Source organism: Eubacterium ramulus, assembly GCF_045002895.1.
Classification (GTDB): Bacteria; Bacillota; Clostridia; order Lachnospirales; family Lachnospiraceae; genus Eubacterium_I; species Eubacterium_I ramulus.
Genome location: NZ_CP173382.1, coordinates 151,126 through 170,178 on the forward strand (window position 1 = coordinate 151,126; position 19,053 = coordinate 170,178).

Genomic DNA, 19,053 nt, shown 5'->3' on the forward strand with positions numbered 1-19,053 from the left:
GTGCAGCCTAAATATGGTGTTTTAGATCATTTCATTTCTCAGATGACAGGTATCACCAATGATCAGATTAAATATGCTCCGATGCTGGAAGAAGCAGTGATACACTTGCTGGAGTGGATCGGCAATCGTGAATATAAAGTATTTGCATGGAGCAATACTGATTACCGGCAATTAAAACATGAGATTCAGAGTAAAGGAATAACAAATCCAGAGATCCTGGAATTTGTGAACCAGGATCGATGGATTGAAAAAACAAGAATATGAAAATAGAGAAAGGCGGTGGCAGATAGGTTCAGAATTTGATATAATTAAGTCAGTAACTGAACACTATCTATTATCTGCTGGAAGGAGATAATAGTGGGAAAATCCTTAAAAGGAAAAGAACTTGGATGACGCAAACTGAGTCAGTTAAATTTGGTTATACTGCAAGATGCTTTTAATCAATTAGCAACTGATACGATGCGGGCAGATTGCAAATCATTATTGGTTGATATGTTGAATCGTGCGGTGGAAACCGAACTGCTTAATAAAAATATTGCATTTGGAATTAATACAATTATTGATAATGAGGAAAAAGAAGAGAAAAGAATTTTAAGTAATAAGGAAATTGATATTCTTCTTGAAACATCCAAAGGCGGTCAGACATATGCATTTTTTATTGTTGCACTTGGAACTGACATGCGTATGGGTGAAATCCTTGGATTGACATGGGATTGCATTGATTTTGAGAATGGAGTTATTAAGGTAGAAAAAACACTTTGTTATTTGCCGAATAATGGAAATGCGATTTATGAATTCCATAGACCAAAGACATTACAGAAAATGTTATTTGTATTGCTGGGCTTTAGAAAGTTTTTATAGTTTTTTCATGGAAAAGACAAGGGTATATGATACAATATCCATAAATGAACGCAGAATAAGCATTCCTCCGCTCAAGTGCGTAGAGCACTAAACAGTGGGTAAGGGGAATGCTTATGTTAGTGGAAGTTAAAAACTCCCACTGACAGGTCGCAAAGCGACTGCATTCATGAGCAAGTAGTGAAAGCGGATTGCGAATGTCCGCTTTACTCTAAGTATGGGAATAGAGGGTAAGGAGAATTATTCAGAAATGGATGAGAATGTAACAAATACAGAAGAAACAGTACATGAAAAAGAAAACGAACAAACGGGTAAAGCTGCCGGGAGTTGTCTGCCGCTGGCAGCGGATCAGCTGGATCTGGCAAAACAATACAAGCAGATGATGCTGATCTATGAAGCCGGAATTCGTCAGCTTACCACAAAATTACAGATTCTGAATAGAGAGTTTGAGCAGAGCAATGATCGTAATCCCATTGAGAATATTAAAAGCCGCATCAAATCCGCGGAGAGTATTGCAAAGAAGATGGAGCGGAAAGGTCTTCCTATGACATTAAGCTGTCTGACAAACAATATTTTTGATATTGCAGGAATTCGTGTGATTTGTCCATTTATTACAGATGTATACGAAGTGGCACGGATGCTGCTCAGTCAGACAGATGTGGAACTGGTGCAGGTGAAAGATTATATCCGGGAACCGAAGGAGAATGGTTATCGCAGTCTGCATCTGATTGTAAAAATTAATGTATTTTTTTCCGATGGAATGCGCCAGGTTCCGGTGGAAGTGCAGATGCGTACCATTGCCATGAATTTCTGGGCAAGTACCGAGCATCAGCTACGCTATAAAAAGGACAAGGCGATCACACCGGAAATGCATGCACGGTTGAAAAAGTGTGCAGATATCATGGCAGATGCAGATTATCAGATGCAGAAACTTGCAGAAGAGATACATTTCTGATATGATGTGCGTCAGAAAACAGGGAGAATTTAAGTAGCGTATTATGAAGGAAGAAAAGAAAAATAGAATCGCAGCCTGTAAGGCTGCTAAGAAATGCGGAGGATGCCAGTATCAGGGTATTCCCTATGAAAAGCAGCTGCAGGATAAGCAAAAAGCAGTCCGGCAGCTGATGCAGTCATTTTGTAAAACTACCGAGATTACCGGCATGAAAGATCCGTATCATTATCGTAACAAAGTGCATGCCGTGTTTGCACGGAAAAAGGACGGTACCATCATTTCCGGAGTTTATGAAGAGGGAACGCACCGGGTGGTTCCGGTGGAAGCCTGTCAGATTGAAGATGAAAAGGCAGATGCCATTATCAATGATATCCGTGGCTTATTAAAGTCTTTCAAAATAAAAATTTACAATGAGGATACCGGTTATGGCCTGTTGCGTCATGTGCTGATTCGGCGGGGATTTTCCACAGGTGAGATCATGGTGGTTCTTGTGTTGGGATCTCCGGTGATGCCATCCAAAAATAATTTTGTGAAGGCATTGCGCAAATTGCATCCAGAGATTACAACGGTTATACTGAACGTGAATGATAAACGCACCAGTATGGTGCTTGGAGATCGGGAGACTACAATTTACGGAAAAGGATATATTGAAGATGTGCTATGTGGTTTAAAATTCCGTATTTCATCAAAATCTTTTTATCAGATCAATCCGGTTCAGACAGAGAAATTGTATGGAAAAGCAATGGAACTGGCGGGTTTGAGCGGAACAGAACGTGTGATTGATGCATATTGTGGGATCGGTACTATCGGTATGGTGGCCGCAAAATCCGCGAAAGAAGTTATCGGTGTGGAGCTGAATCCGGATGCAGTGCGGGATGCCGTGAAAAATGCAAAGCATAATCAGATGAAAAATATCCGTTTTTATCAGGAGGATGCCGGACGTTTTATGGAGAAAATGGCAGCCCTGGGAGAGAAAGCGGATGTAGTGTTTATGGATCCGCCAAGAAGTGGCAGCACCGAGCAGTTTATGAAATCTGTTGTGACGCTGGCACCCAAAAAGATTGTATATATTTCCTGTGATCCGCAGACACAGGCAAGGGATTTGAAATATCTGACCAGGCATGGGTATAAAGCGATGGGAGCTTATCCTTATGATATGTTCCCGTTCACTAAGCATGCGGAAAATATCGTACTTTTGACGAAAAATTGATATAATGATGCGAAGATTGCACAAATGTGCAGCAAAGGAGTAATCCGGGAACATGAGCAAATAGCGAAAGCGGATTGCGAATGTCCGCTTTAATGAATTTGTGATTGGGAGAAGAGATTTGGTGAAACATACGGGTAAAACAGATAAACGTGGAAAGCGTATTTTTTATATATTGATGTTTATCGTTTTTTTCTGGTTTATTGCAGCGCAATTACTGGGGAATAGCGAGCAAAGCAGTGGAATGTCTCGGGCGGATTATGTGTATCAGGGACAAATTTTATGGGAAAAACCGGATGGGAGCAGTGAGCCGATTACTGTTCCGGGGAAGTATGATGTTGCAGAAAATGAGACAATGGTGCTTACTTTGCAGCTTCCGGAAACTTACAGAGAACAGAACCTGATGATACGTTCTTCCCTTCAGGATATCCGGTTTTATGTGGATGGAAAACTCCGGATAGAATATGACACATCCGATACACGGATAGTCGGAAAAAATTCTGCCAGTCAGTATGTATTTTGTCCGACATCAGCAGCTGATGCCGGAAAAGAAGTCAGAATTGAACTGACAACCCATACCGGAAAATATGCCGGTGTTGTGAATGAAATATACTGTGGCGATAAGTCAGAACTTTGGGAAAACATTTTTGAAAAATATGGAATTACAATGATAATTGCATTTTTTCTGTTATTTGCCGGGGCAGTGACGGTTATATTCAGTATTGCACTTGGAATCGTGTATCATTTGAAATTTGATATGGAATATTTGGGATGGTGTATTCTGCTGGCCGCGGCATGGATGCTGGGAGAGTCCAAACTGCGGCAGCTTTTGGTTCCGAATGCTTCTGCATTGTCACAGCTGTGCTTTCTTATGATCATGCTTGGACCGCTGCCAATTATTTACTATATTGATAGTATACAGAATAAACGGCATTGGAAACTGCTGCGTTGGATGGAGTGTGTGGCAATCCTGGATTTTGTGGTGTGTTGTATGTTGCATCTGACCGGTATGGCCGATTTTATACAGACACTTCCGGTGTCGCAGGGAATTCTGGCAGCAATACTGATTCTTGTGACGGGAACTGTCTGTTACGACCTGTATCACGGTTATATCAGAAAAAATCGTTATATTCTGGTCGGATTGTTTGTGGCAGTCGCATCTGTGGTAGTTGAATCGTTAGCGGTGTATTTTGTGGTTTCCATTTCAGGAATTTTCATTGGAATTGGAGTGCTGGTGCTGTTTTTTGTAAATCTGGTCAGAACCATCAGTCAGGTCCGGGATTTGGAGCGCACACGTCAGCAACAGGAAATAAGAAAGCGCAGAAAGCAGATGGAAACCATGTCTCTGCAGATGATCCAGACACTGGTAACAACCATTGAGGCGAAAGATGAATACACCCGTGGACATTCTCATCGTGTGGCGGAATATTCGGCACTGATCGCAAAGGAGCTTGGATGGAAGCAGAAAGATATTTTCCACCTTCGCAATGCTGCGCATTTGCATGATATTGGAAACATAGGTATTCCGGATGCAATTTTGAACAAACCGGCCAGACTGACGGATGAGGAATATGCAGTAATCAAAGAGCATACAATTATTGGTGCGGAAATTTTGAAGAATATCACGCTGGTAAAACATGTGGTGGAGGTCGCCAGATCCCATCATGAATGTTATGATGGAACTGGCTATCCGGATGGACGGAAAGGGGAGGAAATCCCAATAGAGGCAAGAATTATAGCTGTCGCTGACAGTTATGATGCAATGCGGTCAAGACGCATTTATCGCAATATGCTGAAACCGGAAGCGATTTATGAGCAGTTTCAGAAAAACCGAGGTGTTCAGTTTGATCCGGAGATAACGGATACGTTTTTGCGGTTACTGGACGAAGGGCGCCTGGTGATTGAGGACGAGTATGCCGGTACGAATGCGGAATATGGATTGACGGAAGCAGAAACAGAAATTGAAAAATTTATTACGAATGTCATAAGCACCATGTGTACGCTGGAAGACAGTGAAGGATTTGATTTCCTGACAGGTCTTCCGATGCGGAACCGGGGTGAAAAACTGGCAGCACAGTTTATGCAGCGCTACGGTGGATTTCTGGTATTTCTGGATATGGATAACCTGAAAAAAATTAATGATATCTATGGGCATAAAGCCGGTGACCGGGCATTGAAACTACTTGGAACCTTGTTATCAGAATATACGCATCAGGCAGTGGTCTGTCGCCTGGGCGGAGATGAATTCCTGATGTTTATGCCGGAATGCGGCCGGGAGGAACTGACAGAAATTGTCAGTGGAATTCTGAGACAGTTCAATGAAAACAAAGAAAAAGATCCTGAAATCCGTTATGCATCTATTTCAGCAGGTATTTGTGAAACAGCTAAAGGTGCTCCTTTTGAGGAGTCTTATACGAAGGCTGATAAGGCACTGTATTATGTAAAACAGAACGGAAAGGGAGATTTATTCTTCTATGATCAGATAGAAAAAGAGCTTATTGCAGAGTGCGGTACAGGAAAAGATCTGGGAATGATTGCAAAAGCTCTACGAGAAAGTGGTAATCATAGTGGGGCATTGAATTATCGTGAATTTTCTATGCTCTACGAATATATAAACAGCCTGGGAGAACGGCACAACTATCAGTGCTATCTGGTAATGATAACTATGGACATACTACCTGAGGGTGCTATACATATTGAAAGCATCGAAGAAGCTCTGGCGTGTATGGAACAGTCCATCCAGCAGAAAATCAGAAAAGTGGATATCTGTACCAGATACAGTGCTACGCAGTATCTGATTGTTTTGTTTGAACCGGATGAAAGTCAGATTCCAATGGTTATGGATCGTATTTTTATGGAATATTATAAAAAATGTGATAGGCGGAATTTTATTCCGCGATATGAGTATAGATCAATACTGGAAGATAAAGATGGGGATGTAAAAAAACTTTCCTGACAGAAAAATCGCTTAGACCGTGAGGCTTAAGCGATTTTTTTTATCTTGCCTGGCGTGGAGTAATGCCATATTTGTCTTTGAACTTCCGATTGAAATAAGAAGCATTTTCAAAACCGGATTTCTGTGCGATTTCCAGAATAGACAGATTTGTTGAAACCAGCAGATTTCTGGCATGTGCCAGTCGGACATCATTCAGATAATGGATATAGCTGATGCCCATATGTGTCTTAAAAAATTTCATGAAGTGTGATTCACTGAAATAACAGGCAGAGGCAATCTGGCGAATGGAAATAGATTCTTCCAGGTGTTCATTCGTGAAAGTGATGATGAATTTCAACTTGTCCAGTGACCGTTGCTGTATGTTGGATAATTCTTTTTTTTCGTCCAGAGAAAGAAGCTGGAAGATGAAAAGAAACAGAGAGCCTTTGAGCGCAAGTTGATATCCGGCAGGTTTTTTACTGCATAATTGATCCATTGTCCGGATCAGATCGTGAATTTTCGGATAGTAGGACAGACGTGGATGAATGTGGACGACTGTGTGAATTTGCCCTGAGAACAATGGATACAAAAATTTTTCAAAACAGACGTCGTGGTTATCGGAGGAAAGTAATTCCGGACGAAAAATGATATTTTCATATTCCATTTTCTGACCTGAAATTTCCCTGATGGCATGCAGGTGTTCCGGAAGAACAATAATGATATCTCCGGCTGTGACATGATAGTGCGTCAGGTCTACAAGAACTGTGCCAGATCCCTTCTGAATGACGATAAGTTCTGCTTCTTCATGCCAGTGAACAGGTACTTCCGCAAAATCATCCGGTATCGTGCACAGATAAGTGTTATACGGAAATTGATCTTCCGTATGACGCTTTTTTTCGTGGTATTGTTCTGGTTTTGGCTGTTTCATGCTGGACTCCATTCTGTTTTTGATAGAATTGTACTATAAAAGGATATTATGCTGCAAGAAAAAAATAACAATGCCGTATAAAATATAAGCAGAAACGCACGAACAGGAAAAAATATGATACAATGAATCAAATGGTTCCTGCGTATCAGATTTTTTTGAAAGAATAGACTATAAGGTCGGGAAGGAATTTTATTATGAAACTGGAAATGTTAGTATCGGAAAAATTAGGAAAAGCAATTTCAGAAAGCAGTAATCAGGAGATTTACCAGGCACTGATGGCTGTTGTGCAGGATATGGCAGAACAGAAGGAATCTAATGCAGGGAAAAAGAAAGTATATTATGTATCTGCAGAGTTTTTGATCGGAAAACTTTTGTCTAATAATATGATCAATCTCGGAATATATGAGGATGTCCGCAAAATGCTTGCTGCAAATGGAAAAGATATCTGTGAAATCGAGGAAATAGAGGCAGAGCCATCTCTTGGAAACGGAGGACTTGGCCGGCTGGCAGCCTGTTTCTTGGATTCGATTGCAACACTTGGTTATAACGGAGCCGGTATTGGACTGAATTATCATCTTGGATTATTTCAGCAGAAATTTGCAGATCACATGCAGAAAGAAACAAAAAATCCGTGGATGGACCGGAGTGGCTGGTTAAAACGTACGGATGTCGGTTTTCCGGTGTCTTTTGGAAATATGACATTGCAGTCTGTCATGTACGAAATTCTGGTAACCGGATATGGTAACCGTACCAATAAATTACAGCTTTTTGATATAGATTCTGTGGATGAGAGCATTGTACAGGATGGGATTTCTTTCGATAAAAAAGAAATTGCCAAAAATCTGACCTTATTCCTCTATCCGGATGACAGTGATGAAGATGGCCGCAAGCTTCGTATTTATCAGCAGTATTTCATGGTAAGTAATGGCGCACAGCTGATTTTGAAAGAATGTGAAGCGCGGGGATGTAACCTCTATGATTTGCCGGATTATGCGGTCATCCAGATTAATGATACACATCCGACGATGATCATCCCGGAGCTGATCCGTTTATTAATTGCGCGGGGACTTTCTGTGGATGATGCGATTGATGTGGTAAGCCGCACCTGTGCATATACCAACCATACAATTTTAGCGGAAGCATTGGAAAAATGGCCATTGCATTATTTGCAGGAAATCGTACCACAGCTGGTGCCGATTATTGAAATTTTAGATGATAAAGTACGACGAAAATATGCGGATGAAACTGTGGCTGTCATTGACCGTAACGATGTGGTTCATATGGCACACATCGATATCCATTACGGATTCAGCGTAAATGGCGTTGCAGCTTTGCATACAGAAATACTGAAAAAGACAGAACTTCATCATTTTTATCAGCTTTATCCGGAGAAATTTAATAATAAGACAAACGGAATTACGTTTCGCCGCTGGCTGCTCCATTGTAATCCATTGCTTGCAGATCAGATCACGGAGTGGATTGGTGATGGATACAAAAAAGATGCAGCAGAGTTAAAGAAGCTGGAGAAGTTTGCATCGGATGAACAATCACTGCAGCATCTTTTACAGATAAAAAAAGAAAATAAACATCAATTGTCAGAGTATCTGAAACGGACACAGGGAATAGAACTGAATGAGAATTCAGTGTTTGACATTCAGATCAAACGGCTTCATGAGTATAAACGACAGCAGATGAACGCTTTGTATGTGATTTATAAATATCTGGAAATAAAAAGCGGAAAATTGCCCAAGACTCCGATTACGGTGATTTTTGGCGCAAAAGCGGCACCGGCTTATGTGATCGCCAAAGATATCATTCATCTGATCCTCTGTCTGCAGGAACTGATCAATCAGGATCCGGAAGTGAGCCCGTATCTGAATGTGATTATGGTAGAAAATTATAACGTTACATTAGCAGAAAAACTAATCCCGGCATGTGATATTTCAGAACAGATTTCACTTGCATCCAAAGAGGCAAGCGGAACCGGAAACATGAAATTTATGCTGAACGGAGCAGTGACACTTGGGACAGAAGATGGTGCAAATGTGGAAATCCATCAGTTTGTCGGAGATGACAATATCTATATCTTTGGTGCAAAGAGTGATGAAGTAATTGCACATTATGAAAAAAGTGATTACAGACCATCCGATTATTATACAAAAAATCCGATGATTCAAAAGGCTGTGGAATTTATCACCGGTCCACAGATGATGGAAATTGGAAAGAAAGAAAATTTAGAGCGTTTAAGCAGTGAACTGAAAAAGAAAGATTGGTTTATGACATTCCTGGATCTGGAAGATTATATCCGAACAAAAGAGCGGGCACTGGAAGATTATACAGACCGAAAAACATGGGCAAAGAAAATGCTGGCGAATATCAGTAATGCGGGGTTCTTTTCTTCTGATCGTACCATCCGGGAATACAATCGGGATATATGGAAATTGGGGGATTAATGTATGTTGACAATTCTGGTAGTAGATGATGAAAAACTGGAGCGGAAGGGGATTCGTTTTCTGCTGAACCGGCGCAGTGAAGAGATGGAAATTTTGGAGGCCGCCAACGGAAAGGCGGCCTGCGAAATTTTGCAGCATCGGACAGTGGATATTATGCTGACAGATATAAAAATGCCGTTTATGGATGGGATTGAGCTGGTTTCTGTGGCTCACAAATTACAGCCGGATCTGGAAATGGTAATTTTTTCCGGATATGGTGAATTTGAATATGCGAAAAAGGCAATGGCTTCCGGCGTTTCAAACTATGTGCTGAAGCCGGTGGATCCTGCCGAGTTCGAAAACACACTGAATCTTCTGGTGGAGAAAATTACCGAGCGGAGAAACGAAGCGCAGCGCAGTCAGTGGAATCAGGATTCTCTGGAAAATTATTTTCTTTTCAGATACCTTTGTCAGGGAAATGCCGATCTGTTAAATAAAATCAGTGGAAAGATCAATATTGACCGTTGGGATCAGATCAGAGGTTTGTTTTTAATTGAGAGTGAAGATAATTTTTTTGAAGAATCAGAAGAAGTTTTTATTCAAAAACTGACAGAATATAGCAAGCAGAAATTATCTTTTTTAAATTTGGCACAGAATCAGGAACTCTGTGTCCTTTTTGGCGTATGTGAACAGAAAGTTTTTGCAACAGATTTAGCTGAATGGATGAATCACACGTTTGGAAATCGTTTTTATGTGGCAGTCGGTCAGCCGGTTACGGATCGAAGTGAACTGCCGGATCGTTTTCAGATGCTTGAAAGTCTGATAGAAAATAAATTTTATCAGAAGGAAACAAGAGTATTTTTACCGGATCATGTATCGGAAGATACCGGGAGTGAGCAGTTCCTGGATGAAACGATTAGCCGGATGATAGAAAATATCCGCCTGGATGATATGACTCATCTGTGGGAACATTTTCACCTTTTGAAAAATGGTATGGGAGATCTGGGCAGCTATTCGCAGATTTACACGAGATTTTTGTTTTCCAATCTGGTAAAAGAATTTTTCACGCATCAGCATCAGGATAGAAAAAAACTGGAAACAGCGGTTCAGAAAGTATACGAAATGCAATCTGTGCAGGAAGTGATAAGTCTTGTGGAAACACTCATCCAGAATATGGAAGAACGTCTGGCAGCCAGTAAGGATGGTGCCAGAAATGAAGTTGCACAGGCAAAAAGTTATATTTATGAACATTACAGTGAGGATATCAGTGTAGAAAAATTATCCGAACTGGTGTATTTGTCACCGGGATATTTCAGTTATATATTTAAGAAAGAAACCGGGGATACGGTCAGCCGTTTTATTCGGAATTACCGGATGGAACAGGCAAAAAAACTGCTTTCCGATACCTCTATGAAGATTGTGCAGATATGTAAAGAAACTGGTTTTTCAAATGTATCTTATTTTTGTAAAAATTTCCGTGAGTATTGTGGATGCAGTCCGGAACAGTATCGAAAGGGTGGAATGACAGATGCGCAGACTGAAACAGTTCTTTCATAAACTATCCATTCGAAAAAAGATGCTGACCATTCTGTGTCTGGTCGGCATGCTCCCGGTTTTGGTACTGGGCATTTCACTTGGAATTAATTCCTATCGCACCGTGCTCAAGTACAGGGAAAAAGATATGATGAATACACTGCAGCAGGCTTGTGGGATTGTAGATTATCAGATGTATACCTGCCAGCAGATGATGAATTATTTTGTATACAACCAGGATGTCATCAATTTTCTGGAGTGCGATCCGACAAAGAAGACACAGCGTTATGAACTGTATCAGGAAGTATCTAATACCATCGGCGCGTTGAAGTATCAGAATCTGATCATGGAATCTGTTACAATCTACTCCGAGGGCATTCGGCAGTCTTTCGGAAATGAAACGCATCCGCTGAAGGATCTGTATAAAGAGTCCTGGTATCGGGATGGAATCAGGGATAAGGAATGGGTGTTTGACGAGAACACATTAGACCTGATTTCAATATACAAAATCCCAAGTTATTCCGGAATTGAAAGTTATGTGGCAGTACGCACGGATATTCCGACATTATTTGAATCATTAAACCAGCTTGCAGTGGAACAGTATGGTGTTCATGTGCAGACGCAGAACGATGAAATATGGAATTTTTCGGGGAAAAAATGTACAGATAAAAATGGAATGTATGTAAGTTTTAGAGAGAATAAAAAGGATTATTTATGGGTGCAGCAGGATCTGAATCAGATGGATGCGACAGTTATTTATTTTCAAAAGAAATCCAATATAAGTCCATTTTCCGGAAGAGCATTTCTAATGATCGCTGTGCAGGTGAGTGCCTGTCTGATCTGCATTATTCTGCTGGGAAGAAGATTTGCAAAATATTTGTCCAGACCATTAGAAGAACTGACAGAAGAAATCCAGTCTATGGATGAAACGAACATTCAGGCAACGGTTCACAGCAACCGTGAGGACGAGATGGGAATCCTGATCAACAGCTATAATCATATGATGCGGCGGATCCAGGAACTGATCCGGGAAAATTATGAAACTCAGATTGCCCGGAAAGAATTTGAAATGAAAGCACTGCAGGCTCAGATCAATCCACATTTCCTGTATAATTCCCTGTCGATGATCAACTGGAAAGCGATTGAAGCCGGCGAAGAGGAAATCAGTCAGGTGACGCTTGCACTTTCTGCATTTTACCGGACAACTTTAAATAAAGGAAGAACCTGGATCAGTTTGCGGCTGGCACTTCAGAATATTCAGGCTTATGTACAGCTGCAACTCTGGATGCATGATAATGATTTTAACGTGCATTATGATGTAGATGAAAAATTGCTGGATTATGAACTTCCTTCACTTATTTTCCAGCCGTTCGTAGAAAATGCGTTAGAGCATGGCCTTGATATTAAGGAGGATCCGGATCATCAGATCTGGTTCCGTATCTGGGAGGATCCGCAGACTGATCTGATTTATGTCAGTATCCGTGACAATGGTGTTGGAATGGATACAGATACGCTTGCACATGTTTTGGAATATCATGCGACGGGATATGGTGTCAAAAACGTAAACGACAGAATGAAACTGAGCTTCGGGGAAGCTTATACCATTCAGATCAAAAGTGAACAGGGAAAAGGTACGGAGGTATTACTGCATTTCCCAAAGGTACAGAAGGGAGAAAGCAATGAGTCATAGCAAAAGAGGAGCACAGGCTATCGCCATCGGAATGATATGTGTACTTCTCGGTGTGATATCATTTGAAATTGACAGTGGTGTGGCAGAACAGGAAGCGAATGAAAAGGCAGCCACCTCCTGGGAGAAGGCAGAGAGATCACCACTGATACCCTATCCGGAGACAGTGACCTATACACTGGCAAAAATGACGGCTTCCGGCAATTCCGGTATGCCGGATGGCGATACTTATGAGGATAATGCCTATACACGATATTTGAAAAAAACACTTAACGTACAAAATGAAGATGTTCTGGAAGTGTCGGGGGATGAAAATTATTATCTGTATATTCAGCGGATGATTGCTGAAAATAATCTGCCGGATGTGATGTTGGTATCTGGTCCGGAGGAGGTAGAGGAACTGGCAGAATATGGCATGATTGAAGATTTATCAGATTCCTATCAGGAGGCAACTTCCAGTAGGATCAAATCCATGTACAGTAGTTATGGAAAAGAATTACTGGAATCTGTGACCATTGATGGAAAATTGATGGCACTTCCTTCCACGCAGGTTTATTATGGATGCAACCTGTTCTGGGTGAGGGAAGACTGGCGGAAAGAATTGGGACTTCCGGAACCTTCGACGCTTGCTGATGTGGAGCAGATCATCCAGGCATTCCGGGAAAATGATCCGGGAGGAAATGGAAATATCGGGCTGCCCTGTGCGGCAACACTGTATGGAGACGGTTCTTCAAATTTTTCTGTAGATCCTGTTTTTGCCGCATTTCATGCATATCCGGGTATATGGCTACAGGATGGGGATGACAGTTATGTCTATGGATCATTAACGGAAGAGACCAGGCAGGCACTGGAATATCTTCATGGATGGTATGAAAATGGTATTCTGGATCAGGATTATATGATGCGGACACCGGGAGAAATCGGAGAACTGATACGTGATAACCGCTGTGGAGCTTTTTTTGGCTGGTGGTGGGCACCGAATAATCCGCTGATAGAAGCGGTGGAGGCAAATCCGGGGGCAGAGTGGAAACCATATGTGATCGCTGATGAGTATGGAGAAGTTCATTCTTACATATATGGAAAAACATCTCCCTGTATCGTGGTGCGAAAAGGATATGAGCATCCAGAGATTGTCATGAAGATTATGACCGCACTTTTTGACAATGCGCGATACCGTCACGATGGAAGCGAAGAAATTGACCTGTACCAGAAACGTGGGGTTGATATCACGGCACGTCCGCTTGTGGCAAACTGTGATTTCAGCAATGCTGTGTTTACAACAACAGATCATATCTGGCTGGCTTTGCATTATCCGCGACAGACAGATTCCATGAATTCTCTGGAATCGGCTTATTATGACAGTTGCCGCAGATTCCTTGATGGAGACAGAGATCCTGTTTACTGGGCTGCCTATGCTTCACGGATTCAGGCAGTACGGCTGATTGAAGAGGCAGATGTGTCTTATGTTAATGAAGACTATGTACCGTATTCACATCGGGAGTTACCGCAGGATATGACAGATATGGAGACACTGGCTTTTATGAAGATCATTACAGGAGAAGAACCAACCTCTTATTTTGATATTTTTACAGAATCGTGGAAAAAGAACATGATTCTGGAAAATCTTTTGTATTAAATATGACTCTCTTTCTATAAAATTATAAGTATCAAAGAGGTACGCACTTGATACGATAATGAAAAAGAAAGAGGGGGTTTTTTATGAAAATGAAAAAATTTTTAGCAGTGTGTCTGTCCGCATTGACAGTAACCGGTATGTTAGCAGGCTGCGGTGGAGCGAAAGGCGGAGATACATCTTCCGCAGGAGCTGAGAAAGAAGGAAGCAGTGCAGAAGGTTCTGTATATTATCTGAATTTCAAACCGGAGATTGCAGATCAGTGGGAAGAAATTGCAGCAAAATATACGGAGGAGACAGGTATTCCGGTAAAAGTAAAGACAGCAGCATCCAATCAGTATGAGCAGACATTGAAATCAGAGATGGCAAAAAGCGATGCACCTACGTTATTCCAGATCAACGGACCGGTTGGATATCAGTCCTGGAAAGAGTATTGTGCAGATCTGAAAGATACTGAATTTTACAATATGCTGGTAGATAAAGACCTTGCGATCACAGAAGGGGATGGCGTATACGGCATTCCGTTTGCAGAAGAAGGTTACGGCATTATCTATAACAAAGAAATCATGGATAAGTACTTTGCACTTCCGGGCGCAAAAGCAACATCCATGGATGATATCAAAAACTTTGATACATTAAAGGCTGTTGTAGAAGATATGACAGCGCACAAAGCTGATCTTGGCATTGATGGTGTATTTGCTTCCACATCCTTTGCACCAGGTGAAGACTGGAGATGGCAGACACATCTGATGAATCTTCCAATTTACTATGAGTACAAAGATGCAGATGTAAAAGATGAGGACGAGATTTCTTTCAAATATAATGAGAACTTTAAAAATATTTTTGACCTGTATCTGAACAACTCCACGGTTGAGCCTACAATGGTTGGTTCCAAGACAGTAGATGATTCTATGGCAGAGTTTGCATTAGGAAAAGCTGCTATGGTTCAGAATGGTAACTGGGCATGGTCTCAGATCAGCAAAGTAAGTGGTAACGTAGTAAAAGAAGAAAACGTGAAATTTATGCCGATCTATACAGGCGTAGAAGGCGAAGAGACACAGGGACTGTGCATCGGTACAGAAAACTACATGTGTGTAAACAGCAATGCATCTGAGGCAGATCAGAAAGCATCCCTGGATTTCCTGAAATGGGTGTTCAGTTCTGATGAAGGAAAAGAGATGGTAACAAATAATCTTCAGTTTATCACACCGTTCAGCACATTTGGCGATGATGAGATTTCTTCTGACCCGTTAGCACAGGAAGTAGTAAGATACATGAAGGAGGATTCCCTTACAACGGTACCGTGGAACTTTACAACATTCCCAAGCCAGACATTCAAAGATGATTATGGTGCATCTCTTCTTGAGTATGCAAACGGTAACAAAAAATGGGATGCTGTAGTATCCGATACAGTGGCTGAATGGGCATCTGAAAAAGAAGCAACAGCTGAGTAGTCATATTACATAGAATTCTCAAAGGGAAGGAGGCGGTCATCGGCCGTCTCCTCTTCTGTTGTAGGAAGAAAACATTTGTATCCGTAGGGAGGGAGATTTATGCAAAAGACATATAAAAAATATTTTGCTCTTTTTGTATTACCTACATTGATTGCATTTACCCTGTTTTTTATTGTCCCATTTATTATGGGAATCGTGCTTTCATTCTGTAAATTTACGACAGTTACAAATGCACACTGGGTTGGAATTGCAAACTATGTAAAGGCATTTTCGAACAAAGATTTTATGAATGCACTGTTATTTACCGTGAAATTTACGGTTGTATCCGTAATCACAATTAATGTGATTTCCTTTGCCCTGGCATATGGACTGACACGGGGATTAAAAGGAACCAATATTTTTCGAACCATTTTCTTTATGCCAAACCTTATCGGAGGAATTGTACTTGGCTATATCTGGCAATTACTGATCAACGGCGTGCTGGCACATTTTAATGTAACGATCACAGCAGATCCGAAATATGGTTTCTGGGGCATGGTCATTCTGACAAACTGGCAGCTGATCGGATATATGATGATCATTTACATTGCCGGTATTCAAAATATACCGACAGAATTGATTGAGGCAGCTGAAATTGATGGTGCCAATAAATTCCAGACATTGTACAAGATTATTATTCCGATGACAATGCCATCTGTTACCATCTGTCTGTTCCTGACACTTACGAACTGCTTCAAACTGTTCGATCAGAACCTGGCATTAACAGCAGGCGGACCGGCAAAGAAAACCGCAATGCTGGCATACGATATTTATACGACATTCTACAACAGGAACGGCTGGGAAGGTGTCGGTCAGGCAAAAGCGGTTATTTTCTTTATTATCGTAGCAGCAATCTCACTGACACAGTTATACTTTACAAGACGTAAGGAGGTTGAGAACTAATGCTGAAAAAGAGAAAACAAAACAAAAATGAGATCATTGAAAATCCGGCAGTATCAAAAGGTACCGGTATTGTGATCACGATTGTGATGACACTTTTAGCTGTGGCTTTCCTGTTCCCGATTTTCCTTGTATTGATGAATTCTTTTAAAAACAAACTTTATATCAGTGATGCACCGTTCGCATTGCCAAATTCGGATACTTTTTCCGGAATGTACAATTATGTGAATGGTATTCAGAAAACAGGACTTCTGGTAGCAGCCGGAAGATCTGCTTTTATTACCATCTGCTCTGTAATCGTGATCGTGCTGCTGACATCCATGGCCGCATGGTGGATCACAAGAGTTACATGCAAATTATCCACAGTATTGTATTATCTGTTTGTATTTGCAATGATCGTTCCATTCCAGATGGTTATGTTTACACTGTCTAAAGTGACAGATTTTCTTCACCTTGGCAATATGTTTGGTATCATACCGGTTTACCTGGGATTTGGTGCCGGGTTGTCGCTATTTATGTTCTGTGGATTTATCAAGGCGATTCCGATTTCCCTGGAAGAAGCAGCAATGATCGATGGTTGTACACCGGTTCAGACTTATTTTAAAGTAATAGTTCCGATGCTCCGTCCAACCATGATCACAGTTGCGATCTTAAATGCAATGTGGATCTGGAATGATTACCTGCTTCCGACACTGGTACTTGACAGTGAGAAACCGACCATACCAATGGCAGTTCAGTATCTGCGCGGTGGCTATGGATCCATTGATATGGGCGCAATGATGGCAATGCTTGTACTTGCAATTTTACCGATCATTGTATTTTATCTGACCTGTCAGAAATATATTATCAAAGGCGTAGCTGCAGGAGCAGTCAAAGGTTAACAAACGCTCAAAAGTCCTTTTTGTTACAACAGTGCAGCAAAAAGGACTTTTTATAAGTATAAATGAGTAGAATGTGAGGATATAAACTATGAGAACAAGTGGAATTCTGATGCCGGTATTTTCTCTTCCATCCAAATATGGCATAGGATGTTTTTCAAAAGAGGCTTATCAATTTGTAGATTTTTTAAAAGAGTCAGGTCAAAAAAACTGGCAGGTACTGCCCCTTGGACAGACAAGTTATGGGGATTCCCCGTATCAGTCTTTTTCATCTTTTGCCGGAAATCCGTATTTCATCGATCTGGAGCAGCTTGTGGAGCAGCAGCTTCTGACGAAAGCGGAGTGTGACAGTTTTGATTTTGGAAAGAATCCGGAATCCATTGATTATGCAAAGCTATACCAGAACCGATATAAAATTTTGCGTATGGCCTGTGATCGTTTCCTAAAGCAACCGTCAGATGATTTTTTTGCTTTTTGTCAGGAAAATGACTGGTGGCTTGGAAATTATGCATTGTTTATGGTAATAAAAAATATGCATAAAGGAGCAAGCTGGCTTCAATGGGAAGAAAAATATAAAAGACGCGATTTTGCAGCTCTGGACCAGGTATGGCATGGGCAGCATGATGAAATACAGTTTTATCAGTTTCAGCAGTATCTGTTTTTCTGTCAATGGAAAAAATTGCATGCGTATGCGGCGCAGGCGGGCATTCAGATTATCGGGGACATTCCGATTTATGTGGCTCTGGACAGCGCAGATGCCTGGGCAGAACCACAGCTGTTTCAATTTGATGAGGAGTTAAATCCTGTGGCAGTGGCAGGATGCCCACCGGATGCATTTTCTGCGACCGGATAGTTATGGGGTAATCCGTTGTACCGCTGGGAGTATCATCGCCAGACCGGTTATGCGTGGTGGATTCGGAGAATCGCACAGTGTCTGAACTTGTATGACTGCATCCGTATTGATCATTTTCGCGGATTTGACGAATATTACAGCATTCCGGTGGGGGATGAGACGGCAGAACACGGACACTGGGAGCCGGGACCGGGCATGAGCCTGATGCAGGCTTTGAAAGATGCTCTGGGAAATGTAAATGTAATTGCAGAAGACCTTGGATTTTTAACAGACAGTGTACGCCGGCTATTGCATGATTCGGGTTTTCCGGGAATGAAAGTGATTCAGTTTGCTTTTGACTCCAGAGAAGAGAGTGATTATCTGCCACATAATTATGAGAAAAACTGTGTAGTGTATACAGGAACGCATGATAATGATACCCTTTGCGGCTGGTATAAAGTTTTAGATCCGGAAGATCTGAAATTATCTCAGAAATATATGAATAATGCAAATACATCAAAATCGGAAATTCACTGGGATTTTATCCGTCTGGCTCTGGCGAGTGTGGCAGATCTGTGCATTATTCCATTGCAGGATTATCTGGGGCTTGGAAGTGAGGCAAGGATCAATACACCATCTACGCTCGGGAATAACTGGCGGTGGCGGATGAAGCAGGGATGTCTGACAAAAGAATTAGCAGATCGGATCAGAGCGTTGACAACATTATATGGGCGATAAATGGGCATCATAGGTAATGCTAAAATCCTATCTTTACAGTATGATAT

Annotated in this window: 13 protein-coding genes and 1 pseudogene; 13 read left to right on the top strand and 1 reads right to left on the bottom strand. The window is 41.4% G+C overall.

Features of this window, described 5'->3' with window-relative positions; translation table 11 throughout:
• The 5 genes from ACIRUQ_RS00860 to ACIRUQ_RS00880 all read left to right on the top strand — a co-directional run bounded on the left by ACIRUQ_RS00860 (position 1) and on the right by ACIRUQ_RS00880 (position 5,973).
• Positions 1-264 (top strand): hypothetical protein, encoded by a 264-nt coding sequence (locus ACIRUQ_RS00860; RefSeq protein WP_021737534.1) that lies wholly within the window; start codon positions 1-3, stop codon positions 262-264.
• Between the two features lie 150 nt (positions 265-414).
• Positions 415-861 carry a tyrosine-type recombinase/integrase gene (locus ACIRUQ_RS00865; protein ID WP_156330977.1) on the top strand — a complete coding sequence of 149 codons (447 nt, stop codon included), beginning with the start codon at positions 415-417 and terminating at the stop codon, positions 859-861.
• Positions 862-1,108: 247 nt separating this feature from the next.
• Positions 1,109-1,813: a GTP pyrophosphokinase family protein gene (locus ACIRUQ_RS00870; RefSeq protein ID WP_022035742.1), complete on the top strand. Its 705-nt coding sequence runs from the start codon at positions 1,109-1,111 to the stop codon at positions 1,811-1,813.
• Positions 1,814-1,856: 43 nt separating this feature from the next.
• Positions 1,857-3,020 carry a 23S rRNA (uracil(1939)-C(5))-methyltransferase RlmD gene (gene rlmD, locus ACIRUQ_RS00875; protein ID WP_055290403.1) on the top strand — a complete coding sequence of 388 codons (1,164 nt, stop codon included), beginning with the start codon at positions 1,857-1,859 and terminating at the stop codon, positions 3,018-3,020.
• Between the two features lie 259 nt (positions 3,021-3,279).
• On the top strand, positions 3,280-5,973 hold the full coding sequence (locus ACIRUQ_RS00880) for an HD domain-containing phosphohydrolase (RefSeq protein ID WP_404856516.1): 2,694 nt from the start codon (positions 3,280-3,282) through the stop codon (positions 5,971-5,973).
• A gap of 40 nt (positions 5,974-6,013) precedes the next feature.
• On the opposite strand, the gene ACIRUQ_RS00885 is transcribed toward ACIRUQ_RS00880, so the two are convergent.
• Positions 6,014-6,880: an AraC family transcriptional regulator gene (locus tag ACIRUQ_RS00885; RefSeq protein ID WP_055290402.1), complete on the bottom strand. Its 867-nt coding sequence runs from the start codon at positions 6,878-6,880 to the stop codon at positions 6,014-6,016.
• A 194-nt stretch (positions 6,881-7,074) separates the two neighbouring features.
• Here ACIRUQ_RS00885 and ACIRUQ_RS00890 point away from each other — a divergent pair, with 194 nt between their 5' ends.
• The 8 genes and pseudogenes from ACIRUQ_RS00890 (at position 7,075) to malQ (ending at position 19,006) form a co-directional block, all read left to right on the top strand.
• Complete coding sequence (locus ACIRUQ_RS00890; protein WP_156330976.1) at positions 7,075-9,333, top strand: glycogen/starch/alpha-glucan phosphorylase; 2,259 nt, start codon at positions 7,075-7,077, stop codon at positions 9,331-9,333.
• A gap of 3 nt (positions 9,334-9,336) precedes the next feature.
• Positions 9,337-10,869 carry a response regulator gene (locus tag ACIRUQ_RS00895; protein ID WP_055290400.1) on the top strand — a complete coding sequence of 511 codons (1,533 nt, stop codon included), beginning with the start codon at positions 9,337-9,339 and terminating at the stop codon, positions 10,867-10,869.
• Positions 10,841-12,535: a sensor histidine kinase gene (locus ACIRUQ_RS00900; RefSeq protein ID WP_055290399.1), complete on the top strand. Its 1,695-nt coding sequence runs from the start codon at positions 10,841-10,843 to the stop codon at positions 12,533-12,535. The genes ACIRUQ_RS00895 and ACIRUQ_RS00900 overlap by 29 nt, the downstream gene beginning before the upstream one ends.
• A complete protein-coding gene (locus tag ACIRUQ_RS00905) occupies positions 12,525-14,168 on the top strand; it encodes a hypothetical protein (protein ID WP_055290398.1) in 1,644 nt (547 codons plus the stop codon). Before ACIRUQ_RS00900 ends, ACIRUQ_RS00905 begins: the two co-directional genes overlap by 11 nt.
• Positions 14,169-14,257: 89 nt before the next feature.
• Positions 14,258-15,619, top strand: a complete 1,362-nt coding sequence (locus tag ACIRUQ_RS00910) for an ABC transporter substrate-binding protein (protein WP_404856517.1) — start codon at positions 14,258-14,260, stop codon at positions 15,617-15,619.
• Positions 15,620-15,718: 99 nt separating this feature from the next.
• A complete protein-coding gene (locus ACIRUQ_RS00915) occupies positions 15,719-16,561 on the top strand; it encodes a carbohydrate ABC transporter permease (protein ID WP_021737522.1) in 843 nt (280 codons plus the stop codon).
• Positions 16,561-17,439 carry a carbohydrate ABC transporter permease gene (locus tag ACIRUQ_RS00920; protein ID WP_021737521.1) on the top strand — a complete coding sequence of 293 codons (879 nt, stop codon included), beginning with the start codon at positions 16,561-16,563 and terminating at the stop codon, positions 17,437-17,439. Before ACIRUQ_RS00915 ends, ACIRUQ_RS00920 begins: the two co-directional genes overlap by 1 nt.
• A gap of 88 nt (positions 17,440-17,527) precedes the next feature.
• Positions 17,528-19,006: pseudogene (gene malQ / locus ACIRUQ_RS00925) on the top strand (4-alpha-glucanotransferase).
• Positions 19,007-19,053: the final 47 nt, after the last annotated feature.